Source organism: Streptomyces sp. NPDC048191 (genome assembly GCF_040652655.1).
In the GTDB taxonomy this organism is placed as follows: domain Bacteria; phylum Actinomycetota; class Actinomycetes; order Streptomycetales; family Streptomycetaceae; genus Streptomyces.
On record NZ_JBEZMO010000026.1, the window covers coordinates 19115 to 44013 of the forward strand.

Genomic DNA, 24899 nt, shown 5'->3' on the forward strand with positions numbered 1-24899 from the left:
TGACGTCGTCGGCTTTTCTGGTGTCGAGCGCCCACCGGCTGGAAATGTGCGGTACCGCGTCCGTATGGTCGCGCACCGCAGGCCACACCTCTATGAAACACGCAGAGCACCCCGCATGACAGAGGTGGAGAAGGGGCCGCTTACGGGATACGGGACAATGCGCTCGAGTGTCCGGCGCGGATCCACGGGGAGAAAAGGAGGACGGCGCCGATCACCGGCGTGGCGGAATGGAACGGGGCGCGAGAGTCCGTCGAGGAGACACCGCCGACCCCGCGCGGGCGGACCGCGGCGACGGCTCCGGCCGAGGCGTGCAGGCCGGCGGCGGAGCCGGCCCACGGCGCCCGTCCGTGGGGGCCGGGCTCGCGCAACTCCCCTCTCCCGCCATATATTTCACGCCTTATATTTTGATGAGTATTGACGACCGGACGGGCTGTCCCTACCGTCCGATCCGCATCGCGCCCCACATCGCGACCAAGGAGACACGTGTGACCGACGTTCCCGCCGCGCTCGTCCGCGCACCCCGTCAGCGCAGACGCACGGCCGCCCTCACGACCGCCTTCCTGCTGCCGGCCGCCGCCGGTATCGCGCTGGCTTCCGCCCCGAGTGCCACCGCCGCGACCATCCCCACCGCTCCCACCACCGTCGTCAACGCGGGCAGCGGCAAGTGCGTCGACGCGAGCGCCGGTGCCACCGGCAACGGCACCGCCGTGCAGCAGTACACCTGCAACGGCACCGGCGCGCAGTCCTGGCAGTTCACCCCGACCGACAGCGGCTACTACCGGATCGGCGTCGCCTCCGTGCCGGACCAGGTGTGGGACGAGACCGGCGTCTCCACCGCCGACGGCGCCCCGACCCAGCTGTGGCTCTACGGCGGCGGCGCCAACCAGCAGTGGCTGCCGGTCGCGGAGGCCTCCGGCGCGTACCACTTCGTCAACCGCAACAGCGGCAAGTGCCTCGACGTGCCGTCGGCGTCCACCGCCGACAGCGTCCAGCTGCAGCAGTACACGTGCAACGGCACCGCCGCCCAGTCCTTCTCCCTCTCCGCCGGCGTCACCCCGCCGGTCGGCACCCCGGACTTCGGCCCCAACGTCACGGTGTTCGACCCGTCGATGCCGGCATCCACCATCCAGTCGAAGATCAACTCGGTCTACGGCACCCAGCGGACCAACGAGTTCGGCACCCAGCGCAACGCCCTGCTGTTCACCCCCGGCACGTACGACGTCGACATACCCGTCGGCTACTACACCCAGGTCGCCGGGCTCGGGCTGTCACCGGACGATGTGTCGATCACCGGCGGCGGCGTGCACGTCGAGGGACACACCGGCGACGGCAACGCCACCCAGAACTTCTGGCGCGATGCCGAGAACATGTCGGTGAGCCCCAGCTCGGGCAGCACCATGTGGGCCGTCTCGCAGGCCGACCCGTTCCGGCGCATGGACGTGCACGGCACCATGAAGCTGTGGGACGACACCCACGGCACCAGCACCAACTGGTCCAGCGGCGGCTACATCGGCGACTCGCGGGTCTCCGGCCAGATCAACTCCGGGACCCAGCAGCAGTTCCTCACGCAGGACACCGCCATGAACGGCGGCTGGACGGGCCACAACTGGAACATGGTCTTCGTCGGCGACACCGGCGCCCCGGCGACCAGCTTCCCCAGTCCGCAGTACACCACCGTCGCCCAGAGCCCGGTGATGCGCGAGAAGCCGTTTGTCTACGTCGACGGCTCGGGCAACTGGCAGGTGTTCGTCCCGTCGGCGCGCACCCATGTGCAGGGCCCGGACTGGACGAACGGCACCGCCCCGGGCACCTCGCTGCCGATCAGCCAGTTCTACATCGTCAAGCCCGGTGACACGGCCACGACGATCAACAACGCGCTCGCCGCGGGCAAGAACCTGATCGTCACCCCGGGTGTCTACCACCTGTCCGCCCCGCTGAACATCACCCGCCCCGACACCGTGGTCCTCGGCCTGGGCCTGGCCACTCTCGTGCCGGACAACGGCGTCACCGCGATCACCACCGCCGACGTCGACGGCATCGACATCGCCGGGCTGCTGATCAGCGCGAACACCACCAACTCCAGCACCCTCATGCAGGTCGGCCCGAGCGGTTCCAGTGCCGGCCACACCGCCGACCCGATCGTGCTGCACGACGTGTTCTTCCGCGTCGGCGGAGACATCGCCGGCAAGGCCACCCAGACCCTGGTGGTCAACAGCAACGACGTCATCGGCGACGACCTGTGGCTGTGGCGCGCGGACCACACCAACGGCGTCGGCTGGACGACCAACCCGGCCGCGGGCGGACTGGTCGTCAACGGCGACAACGTCACCATGTACGGCCTGGCGGTCGAGCACTACCAGAAGTACCAGACCACCTGGAACGGCAACGGCGGCCGCACCTACTTCTACCAGAGCGAGACCCCCTACGACGTGCCCGACCAGTCCAGCTGGACCACCAGCGGAGGAGACCTGGGCTACGCCTCGTACAAGGTCGCCAACTCGGTCACCTCCCACGAGGCATGGGGTGTGGGTGTCTACGCCTATCTCCGCGACAACCCGTCCGTCGTACTCGGCCACGCCATCGAGGTGCCCACCACGTCCACGGTGAAGTTCCACAGCATGGTCACCACGGTGCTGGGCGGCGACGGCACCATCAACCACATCGTCGACACCACCGGCAACCAGGTCACCCCCAGCAGCAACGTGGCGTACCTGGTGAGCTATCCGTGAGTCCGGCCCGGCGCCCGTGCCGAGGCGGCCCGGGCGCCGGACCGACATCTCCATTCCGCCGTGTCCGGCGGTCAGCTCGTCGAACATCCGGAACCCGTCGAGGTCGCCCGGCGCCACCCAGCGGCTGTCGCGCCCGCCCGAGCCGCCCGACGCCAAGGGGCGTGCCGCGCCGAGGGTTCGGCCGGCTGCTGGTTCGGCAACCGCTGGTCGGCCGGTTACTCGTACCGGTACTTCAGCGAATCCGCCTCCGCCCGCTCGATGTCGGCGATCGTCAGCTCCGGCATCCTCAGCTGGGCCAGCGTCACCTCGGCCGAGGTCGGCTGGGCGTCCGCCGGCAGCCACTGCTCCGGCTTCCAGGCCCCGCCGCGCAGGAGCGACTTGGGGCAGTGCGGGTAGACCTCCTCGATCCCCAGCACCAGCGCGCTGGCCGGCGGCTTGCCCACGGCGGTCAGCTGCGACAGCAGTTCCGGCCGGGTGGAGACGCAGGCCCGGCCGTTCACCCTGAGCGTCGTGGTGCGCCCCGGGATGACGAACAGCAGCCCGGCCCGTCCGGTGGCGACGACGTTCTGCAGGGTGTCCAGACGCTTGTTGCCGGTCGCGTCCGGTATCGCCACCGTCCGTTCGTCCAGGACGGCGACGAACCCGGCGGGGCCGCCGCGCGGGGAGACGTCACAGTTGCCTTCGGCGTCCGCGCTGGCGACCAGGACCAGCGATGAGCAGCCGATCAACCGCCGGGTCTGCTCGGTGAGTTCTGTCATCTGCTTACGCACGGCCGCGTCGCCGGGGAGTGCGTACACCCGGCGCAACGCCTCCTGGTCGGGCACGGAGTCGAGGCGGAGCGAGTCGAAGGCACTGCCGGCCAGGGGTGGTGTCATGCCCCTGACTCTAATGGGCCGGCCCTGCGATTGATCTTGGTCGGTCAGTGCGGGGGACCGCCGCACGTGCACCAGGCCCAGGGCGCGTGCCAGCTGCACCGACCCGGCAGTAGCGCATGATCGCCAGGTTTCCCTCGACGACGGGGCGCACGGGCGCAGCGTCCACCCGTGGGCCTCCCGGCACCGGCGCCCGCTCGCGCGCGCTCGGCGCCGCCGCGGTCGCGGTGTTGGCCGCCGGGCTGCGGCCCCTGGCTCAAGGGGGCAGCGTCGACGCGTCGTTGAGGCGCACGGCGCACTCCAGCAGGAGGGCGTGGACGAACGCCTGGGGCAGGTTGCCGCGCAGCTGGCGCTGGCGCACGTCGTACTCCTCCGCGAACAGCCCGGACGGCCCGCACGCCGCCCGCGTCCGTTCGAACCAGCGCAGCGCGCCGGTCCGGTCGCCGAGGCGGTCGGTGGCCAGCGCCATGGTGAACCCGCAGAGCAGGAACGCCCCCTCGGCCCCGCCCAGGGGGATGCCCGGGCGACGGAAGCGGTAGAGGTAGCCGTCCTCGGCCAGCTCGTCCTCGATGAAGCGGCGGGTGACCGCGCCGCTCGGGTCGTCGGCGGACGGGCAGCCCCGGGCCAGCGGCGTCAGCAGAGCGGCCTCCGGCCCGTCGTCGTCGGCGGCCCGGCGCCAGCGGCCGTCGGCGCGCAGACAGCGGCGCCGGGTCTCGGCGAGGACGGCCTCGGCGAGGTCGGCGCCGCGCCGTGCCGTCCGCCCCGGGACCACTTCAGCGATCCGGCGCAGACCGCTGACCACGCTCAGCCGGGACTGGGTCCACCACCGGTCCTCCAGTTCCCACAGCCCTGCGTCGGGCCGCTTCCAGTTGCGTTCCACCGCGTCGACCGCGACGGCGACCGCCCGCTCGGCGTCGGGGGTGAGCCGGTCGTGGTGCGCCGCGGCGGCGAACAGCTGGAGCGCCTCCCCGAACGCGTCGAGCTGGAACTGTTCGGCCGCCCGGTTCCCGATCCGGTCGTTGCCTCCCGGGTATCCGGGGAGGGGCAGCCCGCGCTCCCGCGGGACCCGTCCTCCGCCGACGTCGTACGCGGGGTGCAGGCCCTCGCCGTCGGCCAGGATGCGTTCGGTGGTGAAGCACACCGCGGAGTCGAGCAGGTCGTGCGGGCCGTGGGCGGCGACCGCGAGGCCCGCGTAGCTCTGGTCGCGGATCCAGGCGAAGCGGTAGTCGTAGTTGCGGCCGGTGTTCGAGCGTTCGGGCAGCGAGGTGGTGGCGGCGGCGACCATGCCGCCGGAGGAACTGGTCAGGCCGCGCAGGACGGCGTAGGCGTGCCGGGCGTCGCGAGGGGCGGCCAGGGCGGAGTAGTCGGGCACGGCCCGCCGCCAGGCGTCCTCCGTCGCCTCCCACAGCCGATCCGGCTCCAGGCGCTCGGTGCGCTCCCGCTCCGACAGCTCCAGGACGAGGTCGTGGCGCTCGCCCTCGCGCAGTCGGAACTCACCGCGCAGCCCGGTCCCGGGGCTCCACGCGGCTTCGTGGGCGCCGACGAGCCGCAGCCGCAGACCGTCGGCGTCCGCGGTCCACACCTCACCCTCCAGGCGCGGGTCGCGCACCCGGCCGGAACCGAAGCCGGGCCGCGGGTCGAGGGTGAGGCGCAGCACGGCCTCCCCTTGTTCGACGCGCATCCGGCGCAGCAGTACGAGCCGGTCCACCGAGCCCGGCATCGCCAGCGCGTCGCGGCACTCGACCACGGAGTCGGCGGTCACCCATCGACTGACCCGGATCAGCGTGCCGTCCTCGTAGTAGCCACCCCACACGTGCCAGCGGTCCACCGGTTCGACACCGAAGTACCCGCCGCCGCCGATCAGGGCGGAGAACACCGCGTCGCTGTGCTAGCGCGGTGCGCACAACCAGACGATCCGCCCCTCCGGATCCACCACGGCGCCGCGTTCGCCGTCGGCGAGGATCCCGTACTCCCGCAGCACCCACGGCCGGCAGACGCCGTCCGCCGGCTCGGCCCGTTCTCCGGCTCTCTCGTTCATGGCACGGGAGTTTCCCGGCCGCCGTGTCGGAAAACGAAGCGGGCGTCGGCAGGTCATCACCCAGCGCCCGTGCGGTGGGCCGGAGCGGATCGCCGCCGGATCCGCGAGCGCGTCCGGCACGGGGCCGCCGAGCACGCGAAACCGGAATCATCCATTTCCCCCCGCGGCTCCACCCGAAGTCGTGGCCGAGCGGGTGACCTTTGCATGGGCCAAAGGAATCGGGAAACCCATGGTGCAGCCCAGCAAGCCCTCCAGCGCAGAGGCTCACATGAATCCCCCGACCACCCTCCGCCCGCCGGGGAGGCACGAGCCCGACGGCGCGCTCACGTCCCCGCGCATCGACGAGGTCGTCAGGGGGATCGGCCGGCACCCTCCGGGGCGCGAGCGGGACGCGGCCCGGGAGCGGGCCATCCGCACCCTGATCCCCGTGGCCCGCCGGATCGCCGCCAAGTACCGCAACAGCGGCGTCGAGGAGCAGGACGACCTCTTCCAGGTGGCCTGCGTGGGCCTGGTCAAGGCCGTCGACGGCTACGACCCGGGACACGGACACGCCTTTCTGTCGTACGCGGTGCCGACGATCACCGGGGAGCTGAAACGCCACTTCAGGGACCGGACCGGACTCGTGCGACTGCCCCGGGCCGTGCAGGAGGCCGGGCAGCAGGTGCGGCGCGTGCGGCGGGAGCTCGAACAGAGGGGTGGCGGCCGCCCGCCCACGCTCGGGGAGATCGCCCGGGCCTGTGGTCTCTCCGAGGACGCGGTGGCCGAGGCCGTCCGTTCCCAGGACGCGGTGCGGCCCCGCTCGCTCGACGCGCCGCCGGAGGGACGGCAGGGGGCCCTGCCCGCGTTCGGCGAGGTGTTCGGCGACCGGGACGCCCGGATCGAGACCGTCGCCGAGCGAGTGCCGCTCGTCGACGCGTTGAGACGGTTCCCGGAGCGGGAGCGGCGCATCCTGGTGCTGCGCTTCTTCCACGACCGGACACAGCAGCAGATCGCGGCCACGGTGGGCATCTCGCAGATGCATGTGTCCCGGCTGCTCACCCGATGCCTGGCCCAGCTGCGCGAGACGGTCGGGCATCTCGGCCCCGCACGCCCCGCTGAGGGCCGTGCCGGCCCGGAGGCCGCGGCAGAGGGTGCCGGGCACGAACCCGCGCGGGCCGGTGACGGCCACGGCCGTGTCCGGGGCAAGGGGCCCGCCCGCGAAGACGTCGACGGCCGGCGACGACAGAGCGCAGCCTCTCGGTCACGTGGCAGCGGCCCCGGGAGGCAGGAGCCCCTCCGCCTCGCGCGAGGTGTCTCTCGCCGTCCGATCCGGCGGAGCCGCTCGGACGAGCACGTCACCGACCGGACGGGGGAGCCGGACCGCCGGTCGTTTACGTGGTGCCGCCTCGGGTCACCCCCTGCGGAGGGCACAGGTGCGCATCCGAGGGAGCACGTCATGACGCTGGTGGCCGACCATGTACGGCAACGCCTGGAACGCGGGACCGAGCGGGTCTACGAGTGTCCCGGCGACGGGATCGACGGGCTGCTCGGCGCCTTCGACCGGGCGCCGGGCGAGCCGGAGTCCATCCAGACGCGCCATGAGGAGACGGCCGCGTTCACGGCCTGCGCCCACGCGAAGTTCACCGCCGGCAGCCCGGGACGGCACTCATGAGCGGCGCGCGGACCGGCGCCGGACCGGATCCCCTGACCTGCCGCATCGACGCGGTGGACGTGCACGCCTTCAAGGTGCCGACCGACGGCCCGGACGGCAAGGAACAGGACGGCACCCTGGAGTGGGACTCCACCACCATGGTCCTGGTCGAGGTGCACGCCGGAGGTCGCAGCGGCCTCGGCTACACCTACGGGGACGTTTCGGTCGCCTCGTTCGTCGACTCCGAACTCGCGCCGCTGATCAACGGCCGGGCCGTCACGGCACCTTCGGCCCTGTGCCGGCTGATGGGGCGGCAGATCCGCAACGCCGGCCGCCCCGGCGTCGGTGCCATGGCGGTCTCCGCCGTGGACGTGGCGCTGTGGGACCTCAAGGCCCGGCTGCTCGGCCTGCCGCTGGTCCAGTTGCTCCCGGCGTACCACGACCGGGTGCCGGTGTACGGCAGCGGCGGCTTCACGAACTACTCCCTGGACCGCCTCACCGACCAGCTCACCGGGTGGGTGGAGCAGGGCATCCCGCGCGTGAAGCTGAAGACCTCCCGGGACCCCGAAGGCGACCCGCGGCGCCTGGCGGCGGTCCGTGAGGCCGTCGGCGACGAGCCGGAGATCTTCACCGACGCCAACGGGGCCCTCGGCCGCAAGCAGGCGCTGTACTGGGCGGGCCGGTTCCACGAGGAGTGGGACGTGCGGTGGTTCGAGGAGCCGGTCAGCTCCGCCGACCTGGAGGGTCTGCGCCTGCTGTGCGAGCGCGGCCCCGCCCGGCTGGAGATCGCGGCCGGAGAGTACGCCTACACCACGCGGGACTTCGTCAATCTCGTCCAAGGCCCCGCCGTGGACTGCCTCCAGGCCGACGTCACCCGCTGCGGAGGCATCACCGGCGTACTGGAGGTGGCCGGCCTGGCGGCGGCCCACCACCTGGACCTGTCCGCCCACTGCGCGCCGGCGGTCTCGGCCCACGCCTTCTGCGCCGTGCGCCGGCTGCGGCACCTGGAGTACTTCCACGACCACGTGCGGTTCGAGCGGCTGCTGTTCGACGGCACGCTGTCACCCGACGGCGGCGTCCTGCACCCGGACACCTCGCGGCCCGGCCTCGGCCTGGAGGTCAAGTGGGCCGACGCGGAGCGCTACCGCGTCTACGGAACACGGACCACCTGACCAGGCCGGCGAAGGAGAGCTGACGCCGATGGCGAGGCCCCGGCGCCGGACGTCCCGCGAGATCCCGGCCAAGCCCCACCCGCATCCCCGGAGCACCACGGGCCCGCGAGACGCTCCACGTCGGCGCCCTGGAGCGCACGTCGACGCCTCGTCCCCGACACGTCCGGTACACGACCGCACCCCTGCGTCATCGCTCAGCTGTGGGCCCCCGGCGCACCGGCGGCCGAGACCCTGCCGCGGGCAAGGTCTGCGCGGACGAACGGATCGGCGCACGACACGAGTCGTGCGCCGATCGATCGGGTGCGGCGCCTTCTTCTGACAGGCCTCCGGTACCGCTCGACCAGCTCCCCATCGTCTCCTCCCCGCGGGCCGTCTGCGGCGAGGAGGGGTAGGAGTGGAGTGATGACCGAAGCGGAATCGAGGTCGTACTGGTCACCGACATGCCCGGGTGAGGTCAGCAGGTGAAAGGAGCCGGTGCGATGACTTCAGCGGAACAGCGGCCGGACCGACCGGGCCATCCGGACGACGCCGCCTCGGGCCCGAGCGGCTTGATGGATCTGCTGGGCGTCGCTGCGGTGCTGCTGGAGGCCGACGGCCGGGTCGACATGTGGAGCCCGCAGGCCGAGCAGCTCTTCGGCTACACGCACACCGAGGCGCTCGGGCAGTACGCGGCCTCGCTCCTGCTGCACCCGGAACACCGGGATGCGGCGATCATGCTGTTCGCCCAGGTGATGGAGACGGGCCGGGGGTGGGCAGGGGCGTTTCCCGTGCGGCACAAGGACGGCAGCACCCGGATGGTCGAGTTCCGCAACATGCGGCTGACGGACAACGCCGGCGATCACTACGCACTGGGGCTCGCCACAGACAGCACCACATTGCGGAAGGTGGAACGCGGCGTCGCGCTGTCCAGCCGGCTGGTCACCCAGGCGCCGATCGGGCTGGCGATCCTGGACACCGACCTGCGGTACGTGGTGGTCAACCCGGCCCTGGCGGCGATGCACGGCGTCCCCGAGGCCGACCACGCCGGACGCGGATTCGCCGAGGTCCTGCCCGGTGCGCCCTTCCAGGCCGTGGAGGCAGAGATGCGGCAGGTGCTGGCGTCGGGAGTCCCCGTGGTGGAGCAGCAGGTGGTGGGCCGTACGCGCGCCGCCCAGGAAAGCGATCACGCCTGGGCGGTGTCGTTGTACCGGCTGGAGGACCAGCACGGGAACGCGCTGGGCATCGCCAACGTGGTGGTGGACGTCACCGACCGGTACGAGGCGGCCAGGAGGGCCGACCGGGCACAGCAGCGCCTGCGCCTGGTGGCCAACGGCTCGGCCCGCATCGGCACGACCCTGGAGGTGGAGCGGACCGCGCAGGAACTGGCCGACGTCGTCGTGCCCGACATGGCCGACATGGTCGCCGTGGACCTCCTGGACTCGATCCTGCAAACGGGCCACCCGGACATGGGCAAGGGCCCGTCCCTGTTCCGCGCCCTGGCGGTGAAGACCGCGTACCCCACCGCCGCCGCCCAGGCGATCGTGCCGCCCGGCCGGCTCGTCACCTACCATGCCGACCACCCGGCGGCCCATGTCGTACGGACCCGCAAGCCCCACCTGATCAGCCACCTGGACAGCGGCGACCACGGTCGGATCGCCGCCGACTCCGAGGCCGCCCGTCTGTTCGCCGAGGCAGGTGTGCACAGCGACCTGGCGGTCCCCCTCATCGCCCGGGAAAAGGTCATCGGCGTCATGGGCCTGGCGCGCGCCCGCAACTCCCTGCCCTTCGACGACGACGACGTCGCCCTCGCCTGCGAACTCGCCTCCACCGCGGCGCTGAGCATCGACAACGCCGTCCTCCACCATCACATCCGCAGCGCCGCCGAAACCCTCCAGCGCAGCCTGCTCCCGCAGCTCTCGCCCCGGCACCCCGGCCTGGAGGTCGCCGCCCGCTACCTGCCGGCCCAGGCGTTCAGCGAGGTCGGCGGCGACTGGTACGACGTCATCCCACTCGGGGACGACCGCACCGCCCTCACGGTCGGCGACGTCATGGGCAGCGGCATCAGGGCGGCCACCACCATGGGCCGGCTGCGTACCGCCACCTCGACCCTCGCGGGCCTCGACCTCGACCCTGCCCGCATCCTCACCCACCTCGACGAGATCATCCTCGGCCTGGACCCGTACTTCGCCACCTGCCTGTACGCGGTGTACGACCCCCACCACGCCCGCCTGCAGGTGGCCTCCGCCGGCCACCTGCCACCCGTCCTGACGCGGCCCGGCAGACCACCGGAGCTTCTCGACCTCCCGACCGGCGCCCCACTGGGCGTCGGTGGCGTCCTCTTCGAGACCTCCACCCTCGACATGGAACCCGGTGATCAACTGGTCCTCTACACCGACGGATTGGTCGAAACCCGTGGTGACGCCATCGACGAACGCCTGGACGACCTCGTACGTCTGGCACGGCTGGGCCACTCCACGGAAGACACCTGTGACCGCCTGCTGCAACAACTCCGGCACCCCGGAGGCCACGACGACGTCGCCCTGCTCATCGCACGGGCACAAGGACCGCCGACCGTCTCCGGGACCGAGCGGTGACGAGCCCCCCGCGGAGTCGGTGGAACGTCGCCTGCGCAGGTCGCGACGCGCCGGCGGCGATCAAGGCGGAAGGGCCGCTGTGGCCGTTTGGAGGTGTTGTGGTGGCGGCTGCCGCGGTCGGACCGCACGCTGGCGAAGTGAGAACGAGCCGCCATGCACACAGCGGCGGCGGAACTCCGGGAGGACCGTGTGACCACTTCGTCGCCCGACACCGACGCTCCACCGGCCCGGTACGACGACCTGCGCGCGATGGTGATCAACTGCACCCTGAAGCGCTCGCCGGAGACGAGCAACACCCAGGGCCTGATCGACCGCAGCACCGCCATCATGGACGCGCAGGGCGTGCACGTGGACGTCGTACGGGCGGTGGACCACGACATCGCGACCGGTGTGTGGCCCGACATGAGGGAACACGGCTGGGAGACGGACGCCTGGCCTGAGCTGTACCGGCAGGTCATGGCCGCCGACATCCTGGTGCTGGCCGGCCCGATCTGGCTGGGCGACAACAGCTCCGTGACGAAGCAGGTGATCGAGCGCCTCTACGCCTGCTCCAGCCTCCTCAACGAGTACGGCCAGTACGCCTATTACGGCCGTGTCGGAGGCTGCCTGATCACCGGCAACGAGGACGGCGTCAAGCACTGCGCCATGAACGTCCTCTACAGCCTGCAGCACCTGGGCTACACCATCCCGCCCCAGGCCGACGCCGGATGGATCGGTGAGGCGGGTCCCGGTCCCTCCTACCTCGACCCCGGCTCGGGCGGCCCGGAGAACGACTTCACCAACCGCAACACCACCTTCATGACCTGGAACCTGCTGCACCTCGCCCGGGCGCTGAAGGACCTGGGCGGCATCCCGGCCTACGGCAACCAGCGCACCGCCTGGGACGCCGGCTGCCGCCGCGACTACGAGAACCCCGAGCACCGGTGACCTGATGCCGAGGCAACCGGCGGGCGGCCGTCGTGCCCACTGGACGGCACCGGCACCGGCACCGGCCGCCGACGGCGACCGGAATCTGTACATTTGTGCAGTAGGGATCACGACTGTCGGTCGTGAGTTGTAGGCCCGTGCTCATGAACCTCGCGAGCGAGGCAGTATGTCCGACTTGAGTGCGCCGATCGTGGCCACGTTCCTCGTGTACGTGGCCGTCATGATCGGAACAGGTGTCTGGGCCTACCGCCGTACGCACACCTTCGCCGACTTCGCCCTCGGCGGCCGCAGGCTCCCCGCGTTCGTCGCCGCCCTGTCCGCAGGGGCCAGCGACATGTCCGGCTGGCTGTTCCTCGCCTTCCCCGGAGCGGTGTACGCCGCTGGTGTCGGCGCCAGCTGGATCGCGGTCAGCCTGGTGCTCGGTACGTACCTCAACTGGTTGTTCGTCGCGCCGAGGCTGCGCACCTACACCGAGCGCGCGGGGAACGCGGTGAGCCTCTCGTCCTACCTGGAGGAGCGGTTCGAGGACCGCACACGGATGCTCCGGATGGTCTCGGCCGCGGTGACCCTCGTGTTCTTCACCGTGTACGTCGCCAGTGGACTGGTGGCCGGCGGGCTGCTGTTCGGGCACATCTTCGGCGCCGGTTTCCGGCTCGGGGTGGCCCTGACCGCCCTGGTGATCGTCGTCTACTCATGTCTGGGCGGCTTCCTGGCCGTGAGTCTGACGCACGTCATGCAGGCCACGCTGATGTTCCTCGCCCTGCTCGTCCTCCCCATCGTGGGTATCGCGAGGCTCGGCGGCTTCGGTGCGCTTCGTGACTCCCTCAACGACAGGACGCCCAGCCTGCTGGACATGGGCGCCAAAGTCGACTTCGTGGACGGACGGTGGTCGGGAGCCGGCGGATCGCTCGGTGCCGTCGCGATCATCTCGTTGCTCTCGTGGGGCCTCGGCTATTTCGGGCAGCCGCACATCCTGGCCCGCTTCATGGGCATCCGCAGCACCAGTGCCGTACCCGCGGCCCGACGTATCGAGACCGGGTGGGTGGTCGTGGTGCTGGCCGGGGCCACAGTGGTCGGCCTGCTGGGCATCGCGAAGTTCGGCACCCCGCTCCATGACCCGCAGACGGTGTACATCGCTCTGAGCCGGACCCTGTTCAGTCCGTGGGGCGCCGGTGTGATGCTGATCGCGGTGCTCGCCGCGATCATCTCGACCGCGGACAGCCAGCTCCTCGTGTCGTCGGTCGCACTGACGGAGGACTTCTACCACGCGTTCCTCAAGCGGCGCGCCTCGGACGAGGCACTGGTGTGGGTGGGGCGTGCCGCCGTTGTCGCCGTGACGCTGGTGGCCTCCCTGATCGCGCTCAGGGGCGGCGGGCTGCTGGGCATCGTGGGCTACGCCTGGGCGGGCTTCGGCGCCGCCTTCGGCCCGGTCGTCCTGCTGTCGCTCTACTGGCCCCGCATGACCTGGGCGGGAGCCATGGCCGGGATCGTGTCCGGCGCCACCACGGTGCTCCTGTGGCGTGTGGTCAAACCGCTGCACGGCCCCTTCTGGTCGGGCGTCTACGAGATGATTCCGGGCGTCCTGGCCGCCACCGTCGCGGCCCTGATCTTCGGCAGGTTCGTCGGCCGGCCTCCGAAACGGGCCTTCTGGCGGATGCCGGGCGGCGGCGTGAGCCAGCTGATGCTCACCCCCTTCCTCAGCCACGCACCGGTCGGCATCGCCGTCCTCGACACGGACCTGCGGTACGTCTGGGTGAACGAGCCACTGGACCGCCAGATCCCCCTCAAACGACGGCTGGGGCGGCGGATGGCGGAGATCCTGCCGCAGGCCGAGGCCGACGCCTTCGAGGAGAAGATGCACGAGGTGCTCCGGACCGGTGCGCCGGTGATGGACTTCGAGTACCGCGGCGCCGGCTACACGGTGCACGACCGCAGCCGCGCGATCTCCGCCTCCTTCTTCGCGATGAAGGACCGCCACGACCGCAACGTCGGCATCTGGTACATGACCATCGACGTCACCGAGCGATGGCGGGCCCAGGAACGCCTGGCCCTGCTCAACGACGCCGCCGCGCGCATCGGCAGCACCCTGGACGTCACCCGGACCGCGCAGGAACTGGCCGACGACGCGGTGCCGGCCGTCGCCGACTTCGTCGCCGTCGACCTGCTGGACTCGGTCATGCGGGGCGAGGAACCGGCACCCGGGCCGGTCGGCATGGCACCCGTCATCCGCCGGGCGGCCCAGCAGTCGGTCCGCGAGGGCTGCCCCGAAGCGTCACTGGCCGTGGGGGAGACGGTCCGACGCGCGCCCGCAACGCCCGTGACCCGCTGTCTTCTCGAGAGCAAGACCCTGGTCGAACGGGTCCTGGACCGCACCAACAGTCCATGGGTGACCGTGGACGAGACGCTGGGCGCCTCGTTCCTGGACTACGACTTCCGCTCGGTCATGGTGGTCCCCGTGACGGCGCGCGGGGTCACCCTGGGAGTGGCGACGTTCGCCCGGTCCCGGCGGCTGGGCCCCTTCGAGGACGACGACGTGCGTCTCGCCGAGGAACTCGTCTCCCGTGCGGCGGTGTGCATCGACAACGCACGCCGTTTCACCCGTGAGCGCACCGCGGCCCGCTCCATGCAGCGCTACCTGCTGCCGCAGGACCTGACGGGAGGGTCCGCGCTGGCGGTGGCTTCGTGGTACCTGCCGGCGGATGCCCCCAGCGGTGTGGGCGGCGACTGGTTCGACGTGATTCCGCTCTCCGGAGCGAGGGTCGCGCTGGTCGTCGGGGACGTGGCCGGGCACGGCATCAACGCGGCGGCGACCATGGGGCGCCTGCGCGTCGCGGTACGCACGCTCGCCAACCTCGACCTCTCCCCGGACGAACTGCTGGCCCAGCTGGACGACCTGGTCATCGGCCTCATGGGGGCGCACGACAGTGAGACTCCGTCGGCGGCCGAGGGCGAGGCGACGGGCACGGCGTTCCTGGGCGCCACCTGCCTGTACGCCGTCTACGACCCGGTCAGCAGGCGGTGCAGCATGGCCCGGGCCGGTCACCTCCCGCCGATGATCGTCGCTCCCGACGGCGCCGCCGACATCCTGGACCTGCCCGCCGGCCCACCACTCGGCCTCGGCTACCTGCCCTTCGAGTCGATCGAGACCGAGGTGGAGGACGGCAGCCTCATCGCCCTCTACACCGACGGCCTCATCGAGTCCGTCGACCGGGACATCGACGTCGGGCTCTCCCGGCTGGGCGCTGCCCTCGCGGCGCCCCTTCCGACGCTGGCGGAGACCGGCCGGCGAGTGATCGACAGCCTGCTGACGGGCCCGCCCGCCGACGACGCGGCCCTGCTCCTCGCCCGCACCCGGGTCCTGGCTCCGAACCGCGTCGCCTCCTGGGACCTGCCCAGCGATCCCGCTGCCGTCGCGCACGCCCGCGACCTCGCGGCTCAGAAGCTGACGGAGTGGGGCATCCCCGATCTGACGTTCACCACGGAACTCATCGTCAGCGAACTGGTGACCAACGCGATCCGCCATGCGACCGGGCCGGTCTGCCTGCGCCTCATCCGGGACCGCGGCCTGATCTGCGAAGTGTCCGACGCCAGCAGCACCTCGCCCCGCCTGCGCCACGCGCGGACCACCGACGAGGGGGGACGGGGTCTGCTGATCGTCGCCCAGATGGCCCGTCGGTGGGGCACTCGTTACACGAAGACCGGCAAGATCATCTGGACGGAGCAGGTCATTGCGGCGGACGCGATCGGCTAGGGCCGGTCGTTTGGATCAGGTCGCCGGACGGCACCGTCGGCATGACCCGGCACAGCCTGACCGGCATGGGCCGATAACCGCTGCCCAGGTCTTTCGGTCAGCGGCCGCTTTCCTTACGGTTCCGGACAACACCACGGAAGGGTGCTGGTGCTCGCAAGGGGAGGGTCCGTCCATGGCGATGAGGTGGGGACTGCGCGGGACGCTCCGCAGGAGGCTGTGGCGGTGGCGGCGCAGTCCGCTGCGGCGGACCAGTGACCTGATCGAGGCGTGGCTGCTGCTCGTCGCGTGGGTCGTGGGCGTGCTGGGTGGCGCGACAGCGGGCGCATTGGCCGCAGCGGCGGCCGACCAGGGCTTCGAAGAGGACCGCTCCAGCCGCCGACAGGTCGTCGCGGTCGTCCTGGAGCGCGCCAGGGAAGCGGGCCCCACGCACGCGGACGTGAGCACCAACGCCAGCGCGCCGGTCCGGTGGACGACGCCAGACGGCCGGATACGCACCGGCCGGGCCGCCGTGCCCGCGCACACCCCTGCTGGGACACGCGTGCGGGTGTGGACCAGTTTCCGGGGGGACCTGGCCTCCCAGCCTCCGGGCCGATCCGACGCGGTGCTGAGGTCCTCTCTCGTCGGCGCGGGCGCGGCCGTGGCTGCGGGAGGCGCGGTCTGGGGCTCCGTACGCGCCGTACTCGCTCTTCTGGGCCGGCACCGGATGAGGCAGTGGGCGCTGGAGTGGGAGCGCGCGGACGCCCGGCGGGGTGGCGCGACGGCTTGATCCACCGGCCTCGCCGAGCCCGGCCCCCGGTTCGGTGCGAGCAGCGGTTCGGACGATCTGGTCAGGGGGCGGTGGAGAGCTGTTCGCGCACCCATGCGGGATCGGGGTTGGTGTGCGGACGGCCTCCCACGACGACGGTCGGCACGGTCTCGTCGCCGTCGTTGGCTGCCCGCACCGCTGCCGCCCCGGCCGGGTCCCGCCAGATGTCGACCCAGTGCAACCGGTGCGCGCTGCGGCCCAGCCGCATCCGTAGGCGCAGACAGTACGTGCAGCCCGGCCGCCAGTAGACGACCGGCCGGCCGTCGACCGCGCTGCGGCGTCGTGCCTCCACCGCACCGATCGACCTGGGGAAGACCAGGGGCGAGTTCACCACGGCCAGCATCACGAACACCAGCAGGAATGCCAAGGCCGAGCCGGGTTCCTCCCTGAGGACCAGACCGGTCGCAACGGCTGAGCCGCACAGCACGAGCATCAGGGGCGGGAACCAGACGCGCTTCATGGTGACGCAGGCTATCGCTGTGCCCTTCACCGCTCCGTTTCCGGCTGCTGTGAGCCGGCCCACCACCGGTCAGGGCCACCTACTGGCCGGTGCGGACCAGGGGCCGTAAGGGTCCCGTCAAAGGTGACCGGGCGGCCGTAAGAGGGCCGTCAACGGACGACCGGAACCGGCCAGGGACGCGCTTTCCTCTTACACGTCCGTTTCAACCGAACCTCACTCCAGGAGTTCGTGATGGCCGATCTGGCCTTCGTCGTCACCGTGCTCGCGGGTTTCGCGCTGGTGGCCCTTGTCGCCAAGGGGGTGACGAAGCTGTGACCGTCGAAAACGTCGTCGGCCTGGTCGTGGCCGTCGCCCTGCTGGGCTATCTCGTTCTCGCCCTGATCTTCCCGGAGAGGTTCTGACGGTGACATCAGCTGCCACCGCGGCGGGCGACATGGGTCCCGTACTCGCAGGCGTGCTCCAACTGCTGGCCCTGACAGGCGCGCTGGCGCTCGTCCACGTCCCCGTCGGCAACTACATGGCCAAGGTCTACTCCGCCAAGAGGCATCTCCGGGTGGAGAAGTGGATCTACAAGGCCATCGGCGCCAACCCCGACTCCGAGATGACCTGGCCCGCGTATCTGCGCGGCGTGCTGGCCTTCTCCGCCGTCAGCGTGCTGTTCCTGTACCTGCTGCAGCGGCTGCAGGGTGTGCTGCCGGGTTCGCTGCACTTCTCCTCGGTCAACCCGGCGCAGTCGTTCAACACGGCCGTGTCGTTCGTGACCAACACCGACTGGCAGTCGTACTACGGCGAGCAGACGATGGGGCACGTCGTGCAGACCGCCGGTCTCGCCGTGCAGAACTTCCTCTCCGCCGCGGTGGGTGTCGCGGTCGCTGTGGCGCTGGTGCGCGGTTTCGCGCGCTCGCGCACCGGTGAACTGGGCAACTTCTGGGCCGACCTGGTGCGCGGCACGCTGCGCATCCTGGTGCCGGGTGCCGCGATCGCCGCCGTCGTGCTGGTGGCCTGCGGGGCGATCCAGAACTTCTCCGGTATCCACGAGGTCGGTCAGTTCATGGGTGGCTCGCAGCAGTGGAACGGCGGCGCGGTGGCCTCGCAGGAGGCCATCAAGGAGCTGGGCACCAACGGCGGCGGCTACTTCAACGCCAACTCCGCCCACCCCTTCGAGAACCCCACCCCGTTCACGAACCTCTTCGAGATCTTCCTGATGCTGGTCATCCCGTTCTCGCTGACCCGCACGTTCGGTGTGATGGTCGGCTCGGTGAAGCAGGGTTACGCGATTCTCGCCACGATGTTCACCATCTGGCTGGGCTTCGTCGCGTTGATGATGTGGACCGAGTTCGCCCACCACGGCCCGGCGCTCCAGGCCGCGGGCGGGGCGATGGAGGGCAAGGAGGTCCGCTTCGGCGTCGGCGGCTCCTCGATCTTCGCGGTCACCACGACGTTGACGTCGACCGGTGCGGTGGACTCCTTCCACTCCTCCTTCACCGGCCTCGGCGGCGGCATCACCATGCTGAGCATGATGCTGGGCGAGATCGCGCCCGGCGGCACCGGCTCCGGTCTGTACGGCATCCTGATCATGGCCGTGATCGCGGTGTTCATCGCCGGTCTGATGGTCGGCCGTACACCCGAGTACCTGGGCAGGAAGATCGGCGGCCGCGAGATGAAGCTCGCCGCCTGCTACATCCTCATCACCCCCGCCCTGGTGCTGGTCTTCACGGCCGCCTCCATGGCGCTGCCGACCCCGCCGCACTCCGTGCTCAACTCCGGCGCGCACGGGTTCTCCGAGGTGCTGTACGCCTTCACCTCGGCGGCCAACAACAACGGGTCGGCCTTCGCAGGCCTGAACGCGAACACCGACTGGTTCAACACCATGACCGGACTCGCGATGCTGCTCGGCCGTTTCCTGCCCATGATCTTCGTCCTGGCCCTGGCCGGCTCGCTCGCCGAGCAGAAGCCGGTCCCGGTCACCGCGGGCACCCTGCGCACCGAGAAGCCGCTGTTCACCGGCTTGCTGGTCGGCGCGATCCTGATCGTCACCGGTCTGACCTACTTCCCGGCCCTCGCGCTGGGTCCGCTGGCCGAGGGGCTGGCGTCATGACCACCCGAACGGAAAACCACGAGGACTCCATGTCCACTCCCACCCTCGCGCCCCACCAGGACGTACCGACCGGGCACAACCCCGCCGAGGGCCGTGTCGGCGGCGGCCTCTTCGACCCCAAGGCGCTGCTCAAGTCGTTGCCGGAGGCGTTCCGCAAGCTGGACCCGCGGGTGATGGTCAAGTCCCCCGTGATGTTCGTGGTGTGGATCGGCTCGGTCCTGACCACCGTTTTCTCCTTCCAGCACCCCGGTGACTGGTTCGGCTGGACGATCAGCGCCTGGCTGTGGCTGACCGTGGTCTTCGCCAACCTGGCGGAGGCGGTCGCCGAGGGCCGCGGCAAGGCGCAGGCCGACACCCTGCGCAGGGCCAAGACCGGCACGATCGCCCGCCGCCTGGTGGGAGACAGCGAAGAGCGGGTCCCGGGCACCGCGCTGACCATCGGCGACCTGGTCGTCTGCGAGGCCGGCGACCTCATCCCCGGTGACGGTGACGTCGTCGAGGGTGTCGCCTCGGTGGACGAGTCGGCCATCACCGGCGAGTCCGCCCCGGTCATCCGCGAGTCCGGCGGCGACCGCAGCGCCGTCACGGGCGGTACGAAGGTCCTCTCCGACCGGATCGTCATCAAGATCACGACGAAGCCCGGCGAGACCTTCATAGACCGGATGATCAGCCTGGTCGAGGGCGCGGCCCGGCAGAAGACGCCCAACGAGATCGCGCTGAACATCCTGCTCGCCTCGCTGACCATCGTCTTCCTGCTGGCCTGCGCCACCCTGCCGCCGCTCGCGGACTACGCCGGCACCCACCTGACGATGGTCGTTCTCGTCGCCCTGCTGGTCTGCCTGATCCCGACCACCATCGGCGCCCTGCTCTCCGCGATCGGCATCGCAGGCATGGACCGCCTCGTCCAGCGCAACGTGCTCGCCATGTCGGGCCGGGCGGTCGAGGCCGCCGGTGACGTCTCCACGCTGCTGCTGGACAAGACGGGCACCATCACCCTCGGCAACCGTCGGGCCGCCGAGTTCCTGCCGGTGCACGGCGCCACCGAGGCCGAGGTCGCTGACGCCGCCCAGCTGTCGTCCCTCGCCGACGAGACCCCCGAGGGCCGCTCCGTCGTCGTCCTGGCGAAGGAGAGGTACGGCCTGCGCGAACGCCGCCAGGGCGAGCAGGCCGGGGCCGAGTGGATCGAGTTCACCGCCCAGACCCGCATGTCCGGCGTCGACGTCGACGGCCGCAAGATCCGCAAGGGCGCCACCGCCTCCGTCATCGCCTGGGTCCAGGTGCAGGGCGGCGAGGTCGCCGCGGACGCCCAGGCGTTGACCGACCGCATCTCCGAGGCCGGCGGCACCCCGCTGCTGGTCGCGACCGAGGACGCCGACGGCGCCCGGGTGCTCGGTGTCATCCACCTCAAGGACGTCGTCAAGGAGGGCATGCGGGAGCGGTTCGAGGAGCTGCGCCGCATGGGCATCAAGACGGTCATGATCACGGGCGACAACCCGCTGACCGCGAAGGCGATCGCCGAGGAGGCGGGCGTCGACGACTTCCTCGCGGAGGCCACTCCCGAGGACAAGATGGCCCTCATCAAGCGGGAGCAGGCGGGCGGCAAGCTGGTCGCGATGACCGGTGACGGCACCAACGACGCGCCCGCGCTCGCGCAGGCCGACGTGGGCGTGGCGATGAACACGGGTACGTCGGCCGCGAAGGAGGCCGGCAACATGGTCGACCTCGACTCCGATCCGACCAAGCTCATCGAGATCGTCGAGATCGGCAAGCAACTCCTCATCACCCGCGGCGCGCTGACCACGTTCTCCATCGCCAACGACGTCGCCAAGTACTTCGCGATCATCCCGGCGCTGTTCGCGGCGGTCTACCCCGGCCTGGACAAGCTGAACATCATGCACCTGTCCTCGCCCGACTCCGCGATCCTGTCGGCCGTCGTCTTCAACGCGCTGATCATCATCGCGCTGGTGCCGCTGTCCCTGAAGGGCGTGCGGTACCGGCCGATGAGCGCCGACCGGATGCTCCGCCGCAACCTCGGGATCTACGGCATCGGCGGCCTGGTCGCACCCTTCGTCGGCATCAAGATCATCGACATGCTCATCTCCCTCATCCCCGGGCTGTGACTCCGCAAAGGCGTGCTGATCACCATGAACAACTCCGTAACGAACACCGCCCGGTTGCTCGGGGCGGGCCTGCGTGCCCTCCTCGTACTGACCCTGGTGACCGGCGTCATCTACCCGCTGGTCGTCACCGGCATCGCCCAGGGGCTGTTCAGCGACCAGGCGAACGGCTCCGAGATCAGGGCGGACGGCAAGGTCGTCGGCTCGTCCCTGATCGGGCAGTCGTACGACCTGCCACTGAAGAAGGGGCGGCAGACCCCGGACCCGGACCTGAAGTGGTTCCAGGGCCGCCCGGCCAACGGCCTCGGCAGCAACAGCCTGAACACGCGGTACGAGCTGATCCTGTCCGGCGCCACCAACCTGGCCGCCGACAGCGGTGCGGTGAACGGCAAGTGCCCGGCCCAGCCCGCCGACGGCACGCTGTGCGCCCAGGTGCTCGCCGCCAAGGCCGCCGTCGTCAAGGACAATGCGGTCCCCGGCTACACGGTGACGCCGTCCCAGGTGCCCGCCGACGCCGTCACCTCCTCCGGCTCCGGCCTGGACCCGGCCATCTCCCCGGCCTACGCCGAACTCCAGGCCCACCGGGTCGCCGCTGAGAACGGCCTGTCCGTCGCGCGGGTCGAGCAACTGGTCAGGGACCACACCACTGGCCGAACCCTGGGCTTCATCGGCGAGCCGCAGGTCAACGTCCTCCAGCTCAACATCGCGCTCAAGGACCTCACGGCGAGGCGATGACGGCCTTACGCGATCCACGAGGGAGTCGGCGGTCCGGGTGGCATCCCGGTTCCGCCGGCTCCCGCCGCCATGACACCGGCCGCCCCGCTTCCGGCGGCTACGGCCCGACGCACGACAGGAGGGGCACACGCCCATGACCAGGGTGCTCGTCGTGGAGGACGACCCGCAGCTCGTACGGGCCCTCGTCATCAACCTGCGGGCACGTCACTACGGCGTGGACGCCGCCCCCGACGGTGCCACCGCCCTGCGGCTGGCCGCCGCACGTCAGCCCGACGTGGTCCTGCTCGACCTCGGCCTGCCCGACATGGACGGCGTCGACGTCATCAGGGCGCTGCGTGGCTGGACCCGTGTACCGATCATGGTGCTGTCCGCCCGCCAGGCGTCCGACGAGAAGGTCGCCGCCCTCGACTCCGGCGCCGACGACTACGTCACCAAACCCTTCAGCATGGACGAGTTGCTCGCCCGGCTGCGGGCCGCCGTCCGCCGCACCGAGGACACCCCGCTCGTACGGGAACCGACCCTGGTCGGGACGGAGGACTTCAGCATCGACCTGTTCGCCAGGAAGGTCCTGCGGGACGGCAAGGACGTCCGGCTGACCCCGACCGAGTGGCATCTGCTGGAGATCCTGGTGACCAACCCCGGTCGGCTGATCACGCAGCGGCAACTGCTCCAGGAGGTGTGGGGAGTCGCCCAGCGCAACAAGACCAACTACCTGCGGGTCTACATGGCCCAGCTCCGCCGGAAACTGGAAACCGACCCCTCCCACCCGCGCTACCTGATCACCGAACCCGGCATGGGCTACCGCTTCGAAGCATGACATGGCACGCGGCAGGCCCCGGATCCACCTCGGCGCGGCACCGGGCGTCGGCAAGGCCCACGCGCTGCTCTCGGAGGCCACCGCCGTATCGAACGCGGCACCGACCGCGTCGTCGCCTTCGTGGAACACCGCCTCCGCCTTCTGCACGCGCCGGCCGAAGAGACCCCGGTCGGCGGTCCTTCTCGGAACCGCTCCGTCCCACCTCCGTTCCAAGGCCCTCGGACAGTCCACGCGCCAGTTCCTGGCGCCCTTCTGACGCCCCGTCCCATACCCTCCCACCAGGACTGTCAACGTCCCGTCAAGGTCGTCGGGATCCTCGTCAGCGTCCCGTCAGGACCGGTCCGGAAACCGGGGACCCGGGGCATATCGTCGACAGCGAGCCCCGGTCCGCCTCCCCGCGTCCGGGGTCTCCCAGATCCCACGCTCACCGCCTTCACGGAGGCATCCGATGGCAGAACTCCTCTACGGCGACGACCCCGAGCCCTCCGATCGACCCCCGGCCGGCCCTCTGTACGTCCCGGTCCGGCCGGGCCCCTCCGGATGCGCGGCGCGTCTCTTCCGCACCCCGCTCGGCGAACGCACCGCCGTCGCCTTCACCTCCGAGCACCGGCTGACCGCCACCCTCGGCCCCGGCCAGGCGTGGATCCGTCTCGCCGAGCCCGCTCTGCGCGCACTGACCGCCCCGCTCGGCGTCACCGTGCTCACGGTCGATCCGCAGCTCACCGCCCCGGCCGCGAGGCCGACGCCCGCACCGGCACGCGTTCCCGCGCTGCGGACCGCCTGAGAGGGGACACCACGATGACCACGGTTCACGAACCCACCACCGCCGTCACGGCGGCCGACCTGTCGGTCTGGCCGGCCTCCACCACCGAGCCCCGCCCGGGCGACCTCGCCGTGGGCGGCGTACCGCTCGCCGAGGTCGCCGACCGCTTCGGCACCCCCGTCTACGTCCTGGACGAGGCCGAGGTCCGCGACCGCTGCCGCACCTACCACGACGCCTTCCCCGACGCCGAAGTCCTCTACGCCGCCAAGGCGTTCCTGTGCCGGGCCATGGCCCACTGGACGGCCGAGGAGGGCCTCGGCCTCGACGTCTGCTCCGCCGGCGAACTCGAACTCGCCGTCACCACAGGCTTCCCACCCGAGCGGATCGTCCTCCACGGCAACGCCAAGTCCCCGCGCGACATGGACACCGCACTGCGTCTGGGCGTGGGCCGGATCGTCATCGACAGTCCCTCCGAGATCGCCCGGCTGGCCGCGGCCGTCGGACCGGACGGGCACCAGAAGGTGATGGTCCGGGTCGTCCCCGGGATCGGCGCGGGCGGTCACGACAAGATCCGCACCGGCACCGAGGACCAGAAGTTCGGCCTGTCCATCGCCGACGGCTACGCCCAGCACGCCATCGCCCGCATCCTCGACCAGCCGCAGCTGGAACTGACCGGGCTGCACTGCCACTTGGGCTCCCAGATCACCTCCGTGAAGCCCTATCTGGTCGCGGTACGCCGCATGGTCGGCCTGATGAGCCGCCTGCACGAGCAGCACGGCCTGGTCCTGCCCGAACTCGACCTCGGCGGCGGCCACGGCATCGCCTACCGCCCCGGCGATCCCGCCCTCGACCCGACCGCCCTCGCCCGCAAGGTCCGCGCCGAACTCGCCGACGCCTGCACCACGGCCCAACTCCCCGTGCCCCGCCTCGTCATCGAACCGGGCCGGGCTATCGTCGGCCCCGCCGGCATCGCCCTTTACCGCGTCCTCTCCGTGAAGCACACCGGCGACACCGTGTTCGTGGCCGTGGACGGCGGCATGAGTGACAATCCCCGGCCGGCGCTCTACGGCGTCCGCTACGCACCCCGCCTGACCGGCCGGGCCAGTACCGCGCACCGCACGCGAGCGACCGTGGTGGGCCGCCACTGCGAGGCCGGTGACATCCTCGCCGCCGACGTGGACCTTCCCGCCGACGTGCGCCCCGGCGATCTGCTCGCCGTCCCCGTGGCCGGCGCCTACCACCTGTCCATGGCCTCCGGTTACAACCTCGTCGGCCGCCCGCCCGTGGCCGCCGTACGCGACGGCCACGCCCGTCTCCTCGTCCGCCGGGAACTGCTGGAGGACATCCGCCGCCGCGACGTCGGCTTGTGATCCGCCCGCACTCCTGAGCTCCCGGGCGGGCCGGTCCTCCCT

16 protein-coding genes and 2 pseudogenes are annotated in these 24899 nt (G+C 71.2%); 15 read left to right on the forward strand and 3 right to left on the reverse strand.

Going from position 1 to position 24899, the window contains the following annotated elements:
- Positions 1-485: 485 nt before the first annotated feature.
- Positions 486-2729, forward strand: coding sequence for an RICIN domain-containing protein (locus AB0D93_RS31460; protein ID WP_362126640.1), 2244 nt, complete (start codon positions 486-488; stop codon positions 2727-2729).
- A 215-nt stretch (positions 2730-2944) separates the two neighbouring features.
- Here AB0D93_RS31460 and AB0D93_RS31465 read toward each other — a convergent pair whose 3' ends face one another.
- Positions 2945-3604, reverse strand: coding sequence for an MSMEG_1061 family FMN-dependent PPOX-type flavoprotein (locus AB0D93_RS31465; RefSeq protein WP_362126643.1), 660 nt, complete (start codon positions 3602-3604; stop codon positions 2945-2947).
- A 253-nt stretch (positions 3605-3857) separates the two neighbouring features.
- Positions 3858-5639: pseudogene (locus AB0D93_RS31470) on the reverse strand (glycoside hydrolase family 15 protein).
- Positions 5640-5907: 268 nt separating this feature from the next.
- Between AB0D93_RS31470 and AB0D93_RS31475 the strand changes: the two are divergent.
- The 6 genes from AB0D93_RS31475 (at position 5908) to AB0D93_RS31500 (ending at position 16458) form a co-directional block, all read left to right on the forward strand.
- Positions 5908-7290: a SigB/SigF/SigG family RNA polymerase sigma factor gene (locus AB0D93_RS31475; protein WP_362126646.1), complete on the forward strand. Its 1383-nt coding sequence runs from the start codon at positions 5908-5910 to the stop codon at positions 7288-7290.
- Positions 7287-8441, forward strand: coding sequence for an enolase C-terminal domain-like protein (locus AB0D93_RS31480; RefSeq protein WP_362126649.1), 1155 nt, complete (start codon positions 7287-7289; stop codon positions 8439-8441). The genes AB0D93_RS31475 and AB0D93_RS31480 overlap by 4 nt, the downstream gene beginning before the upstream one ends.
- Positions 8442-8920: 479 nt before the next feature.
- Positions 8921-11014: a SpoIIE family protein phosphatase gene (locus AB0D93_RS31485; protein WP_362126652.1), complete on the forward strand. Its 2094-nt coding sequence runs from the start codon at positions 8921-8923 to the stop codon at positions 11012-11014.
- A gap of 249 nt (positions 11015-11263) precedes the next feature.
- The gene (locus tag AB0D93_RS31490) at positions 11264-11941 is read left to right on the forward strand and encodes a flavodoxin family protein (protein ID WP_362126843.1); all 678 of its coding nucleotides are present in this window, start codon (positions 11264-11266) and stop codon (positions 11939-11941) included.
- 166 nt (positions 11942-12107) lie between these two features.
- Positions 12108-15692, forward strand: a complete 3585-nt coding sequence (gene putP / locus AB0D93_RS31495) for a sodium/proline symporter PutP (protein WP_362126655.1) — start codon at positions 12108-12110, stop codon at positions 15690-15692.
- A gap of 172 nt (positions 15693-15864) precedes the next feature.
- Entirely contained in the window at positions 15865-16458 is a 594-nt protein-coding gene (locus AB0D93_RS31500; RefSeq protein ID WP_362126658.1) for a hypothetical protein, read from the forward strand.
- Between the two features lie 61 nt (positions 16459-16519).
- Here the strand turns inward: AB0D93_RS31500 and AB0D93_RS31505 are convergent, their stop codons facing one another.
- Positions 16520-16957 (reverse strand): glutaredoxin domain-containing protein, encoded by a 438-nt coding sequence (locus AB0D93_RS31505; protein WP_362126661.1) that lies wholly within the window; start codon positions 16955-16957, stop codon positions 16520-16522.
- 311 nt (positions 16958-17268) lie between these two features.
- Here AB0D93_RS31505 and kdpF point away from each other — a divergent pair, with 311 nt between their 5' ends.
- From kdpF to lysA, 8 genes and pseudogenes are all read left to right on the forward strand, one after another.
- Positions 17269-17358 (forward strand): K(+)-transporting ATPase subunit F, encoded by a 90-nt coding sequence (kdpF, locus tag AB0D93_RS31510; RefSeq protein ID WP_037770757.1) that lies wholly within the window; start codon positions 17269-17271, stop codon positions 17356-17358.
- Positions 17359-17390: 32 nt separating this feature from the next.
- Positions 17391-19055: a potassium-transporting ATPase subunit KdpA gene (kdpA, locus tag AB0D93_RS31515; protein WP_362126846.1), complete on the forward strand. Its 1665-nt coding sequence runs from the start codon at positions 17391-17393 to the stop codon at positions 19053-19055.
- The gene (gene kdpB, locus AB0D93_RS31520) at positions 19052-21175 is read left to right on the forward strand and encodes a potassium-transporting ATPase subunit KdpB (RefSeq protein ID WP_362126665.1); all 2124 of its coding nucleotides are present in this window, start codon (positions 19052-19054) and stop codon (positions 21173-21175) included. The genes kdpA and kdpB overlap by 4 nt, the downstream gene beginning before the upstream one ends.
- A 24-nt stretch (positions 21176-21199) precedes the next feature.
- Positions 21200-21907, forward strand: coding sequence for a potassium-transporting ATPase subunit C (locus tag AB0D93_RS31525; protein ID WP_362126667.1), 708 nt, complete (start codon positions 21200-21202; stop codon positions 21905-21907).
- 133 nt (positions 21908-22040) lie between these two features.
- Positions 22041-22724, forward strand: coding sequence for a response regulator (locus AB0D93_RS31530; RefSeq protein ID WP_362126669.1), 684 nt, complete (start codon positions 22041-22043; stop codon positions 22722-22724).
- Between the two features lies 1 nt (position 22725).
- Positions 22726-22853, forward strand: a pseudogene (locus AB0D93_RS31535) (sensor histidine kinase KdpD); the annotation flags it as partial.
- Between the two features lie 319 nt (positions 22854-23172).
- Positions 23173-23508 carry an SAV_915 family protein gene (locus AB0D93_RS31540; RefSeq protein ID WP_362126849.1) on the forward strand — a complete coding sequence of 112 codons (336 nt, stop codon included), beginning with the start codon at positions 23173-23175 and terminating at the stop codon, positions 23506-23508.
- A 14-nt stretch (positions 23509-23522) separates the two neighbouring features.
- Positions 23523-24857 carry a diaminopimelate decarboxylase gene (gene lysA / locus AB0D93_RS31545; RefSeq protein ID WP_362126852.1) on the forward strand — a complete coding sequence of 445 codons (1335 nt, stop codon included), beginning with the start codon at positions 23523-23525 and terminating at the stop codon, positions 24855-24857.
- Positions 24858-24899: the final 42 nt, after the last annotated feature.

Excerpts from the sequence above, each read along its gene's own strand:
- AB0D93_RS31485 (WP_362126652.1), top strand. The coding sequence starts at position 8,921 with ATGACTTCAGCGGAACAGCGGCCGGACCGACCGGGCCATCCGGACGAC.
- AB0D93_RS31490 (WP_362126843.1), top strand. The coding sequence starts at position 11,264 with ATGGTGATCAACTGCACCCTGAAGCGCTCGCCGGAGACGAGCAACACC.
- AB0D93_RS31480 (WP_362126649.1), top strand. The coding sequence starts at position 7,287 with ATGAGCGGCGCGCGGACCGGCGCCGGACCGGATCCCCTGACCTGCCGC.
- AB0D93_RS31465 (WP_362126643.1), bottom strand. The coding sequence starts at position 3,604 with ATGACACCACCCCTGGCCGGCAGTGCCTTCGACTCGCTCCGCCTCGAC.
- kdpB (WP_362126665.1), top strand. The coding sequence starts at position 19,052 with ATGACCACCCGAACGGAAAACCACGAGGACTCCATGTCCACTCCCACC.
- AB0D93_RS31530 (WP_362126669.1), top strand. The coding sequence starts at position 22,041 with ATGACCAGGGTGCTCGTCGTGGAGGACGACCCGCAGCTCGTACGGGCC.
- AB0D93_RS31505 (WP_362126661.1), bottom strand. The coding sequence starts at position 16,957 with ATGAAGCGCGTCTGGTTCCCGCCCCTGATGCTCGTGCTGTGCGGCTCA.
- AB0D93_RS31475 (WP_362126646.1), top strand. The coding sequence starts at position 5,908 with ATGAATCCCCCGACCACCCTCCGCCCGCCGGGGAGGCACGAGCCCGAC.
- AB0D93_RS31540 (WP_362126849.1), top strand. The coding sequence starts at position 23,173 with ATGGCAGAACTCCTCTACGGCGACGACCCCGAGCCCTCCGATCGACCC.
- AB0D93_RS31525 (WP_362126667.1), top strand. The coding sequence starts at position 21,200 with ATGAACAACTCCGTAACGAACACCGCCCGGTTGCTCGGGGCGGGCCTG.
- kdpA (WP_362126846.1), top strand. The coding sequence starts at position 17,391 with ATGGGTCCCGTACTCGCAGGCGTGCTCCAACTGCTGGCCCTGACAGGC.
- putP (WP_362126655.1), top strand. The coding sequence starts at position 12,108 with ATGTCCGACTTGAGTGCGCCGATCGTGGCCACGTTCCTCGTGTACGTG.
- AB0D93_RS31500 (WP_362126658.1), top strand. The coding sequence starts at position 15,865 with ATGGCGATGAGGTGGGGACTGCGCGGGACGCTCCGCAGGAGGCTGTGG.
- lysA (WP_362126852.1), top strand. The coding sequence starts at position 23,523 with ATGACCACGGTTCACGAACCCACCACCGCCGTCACGGCGGCCGACCTG.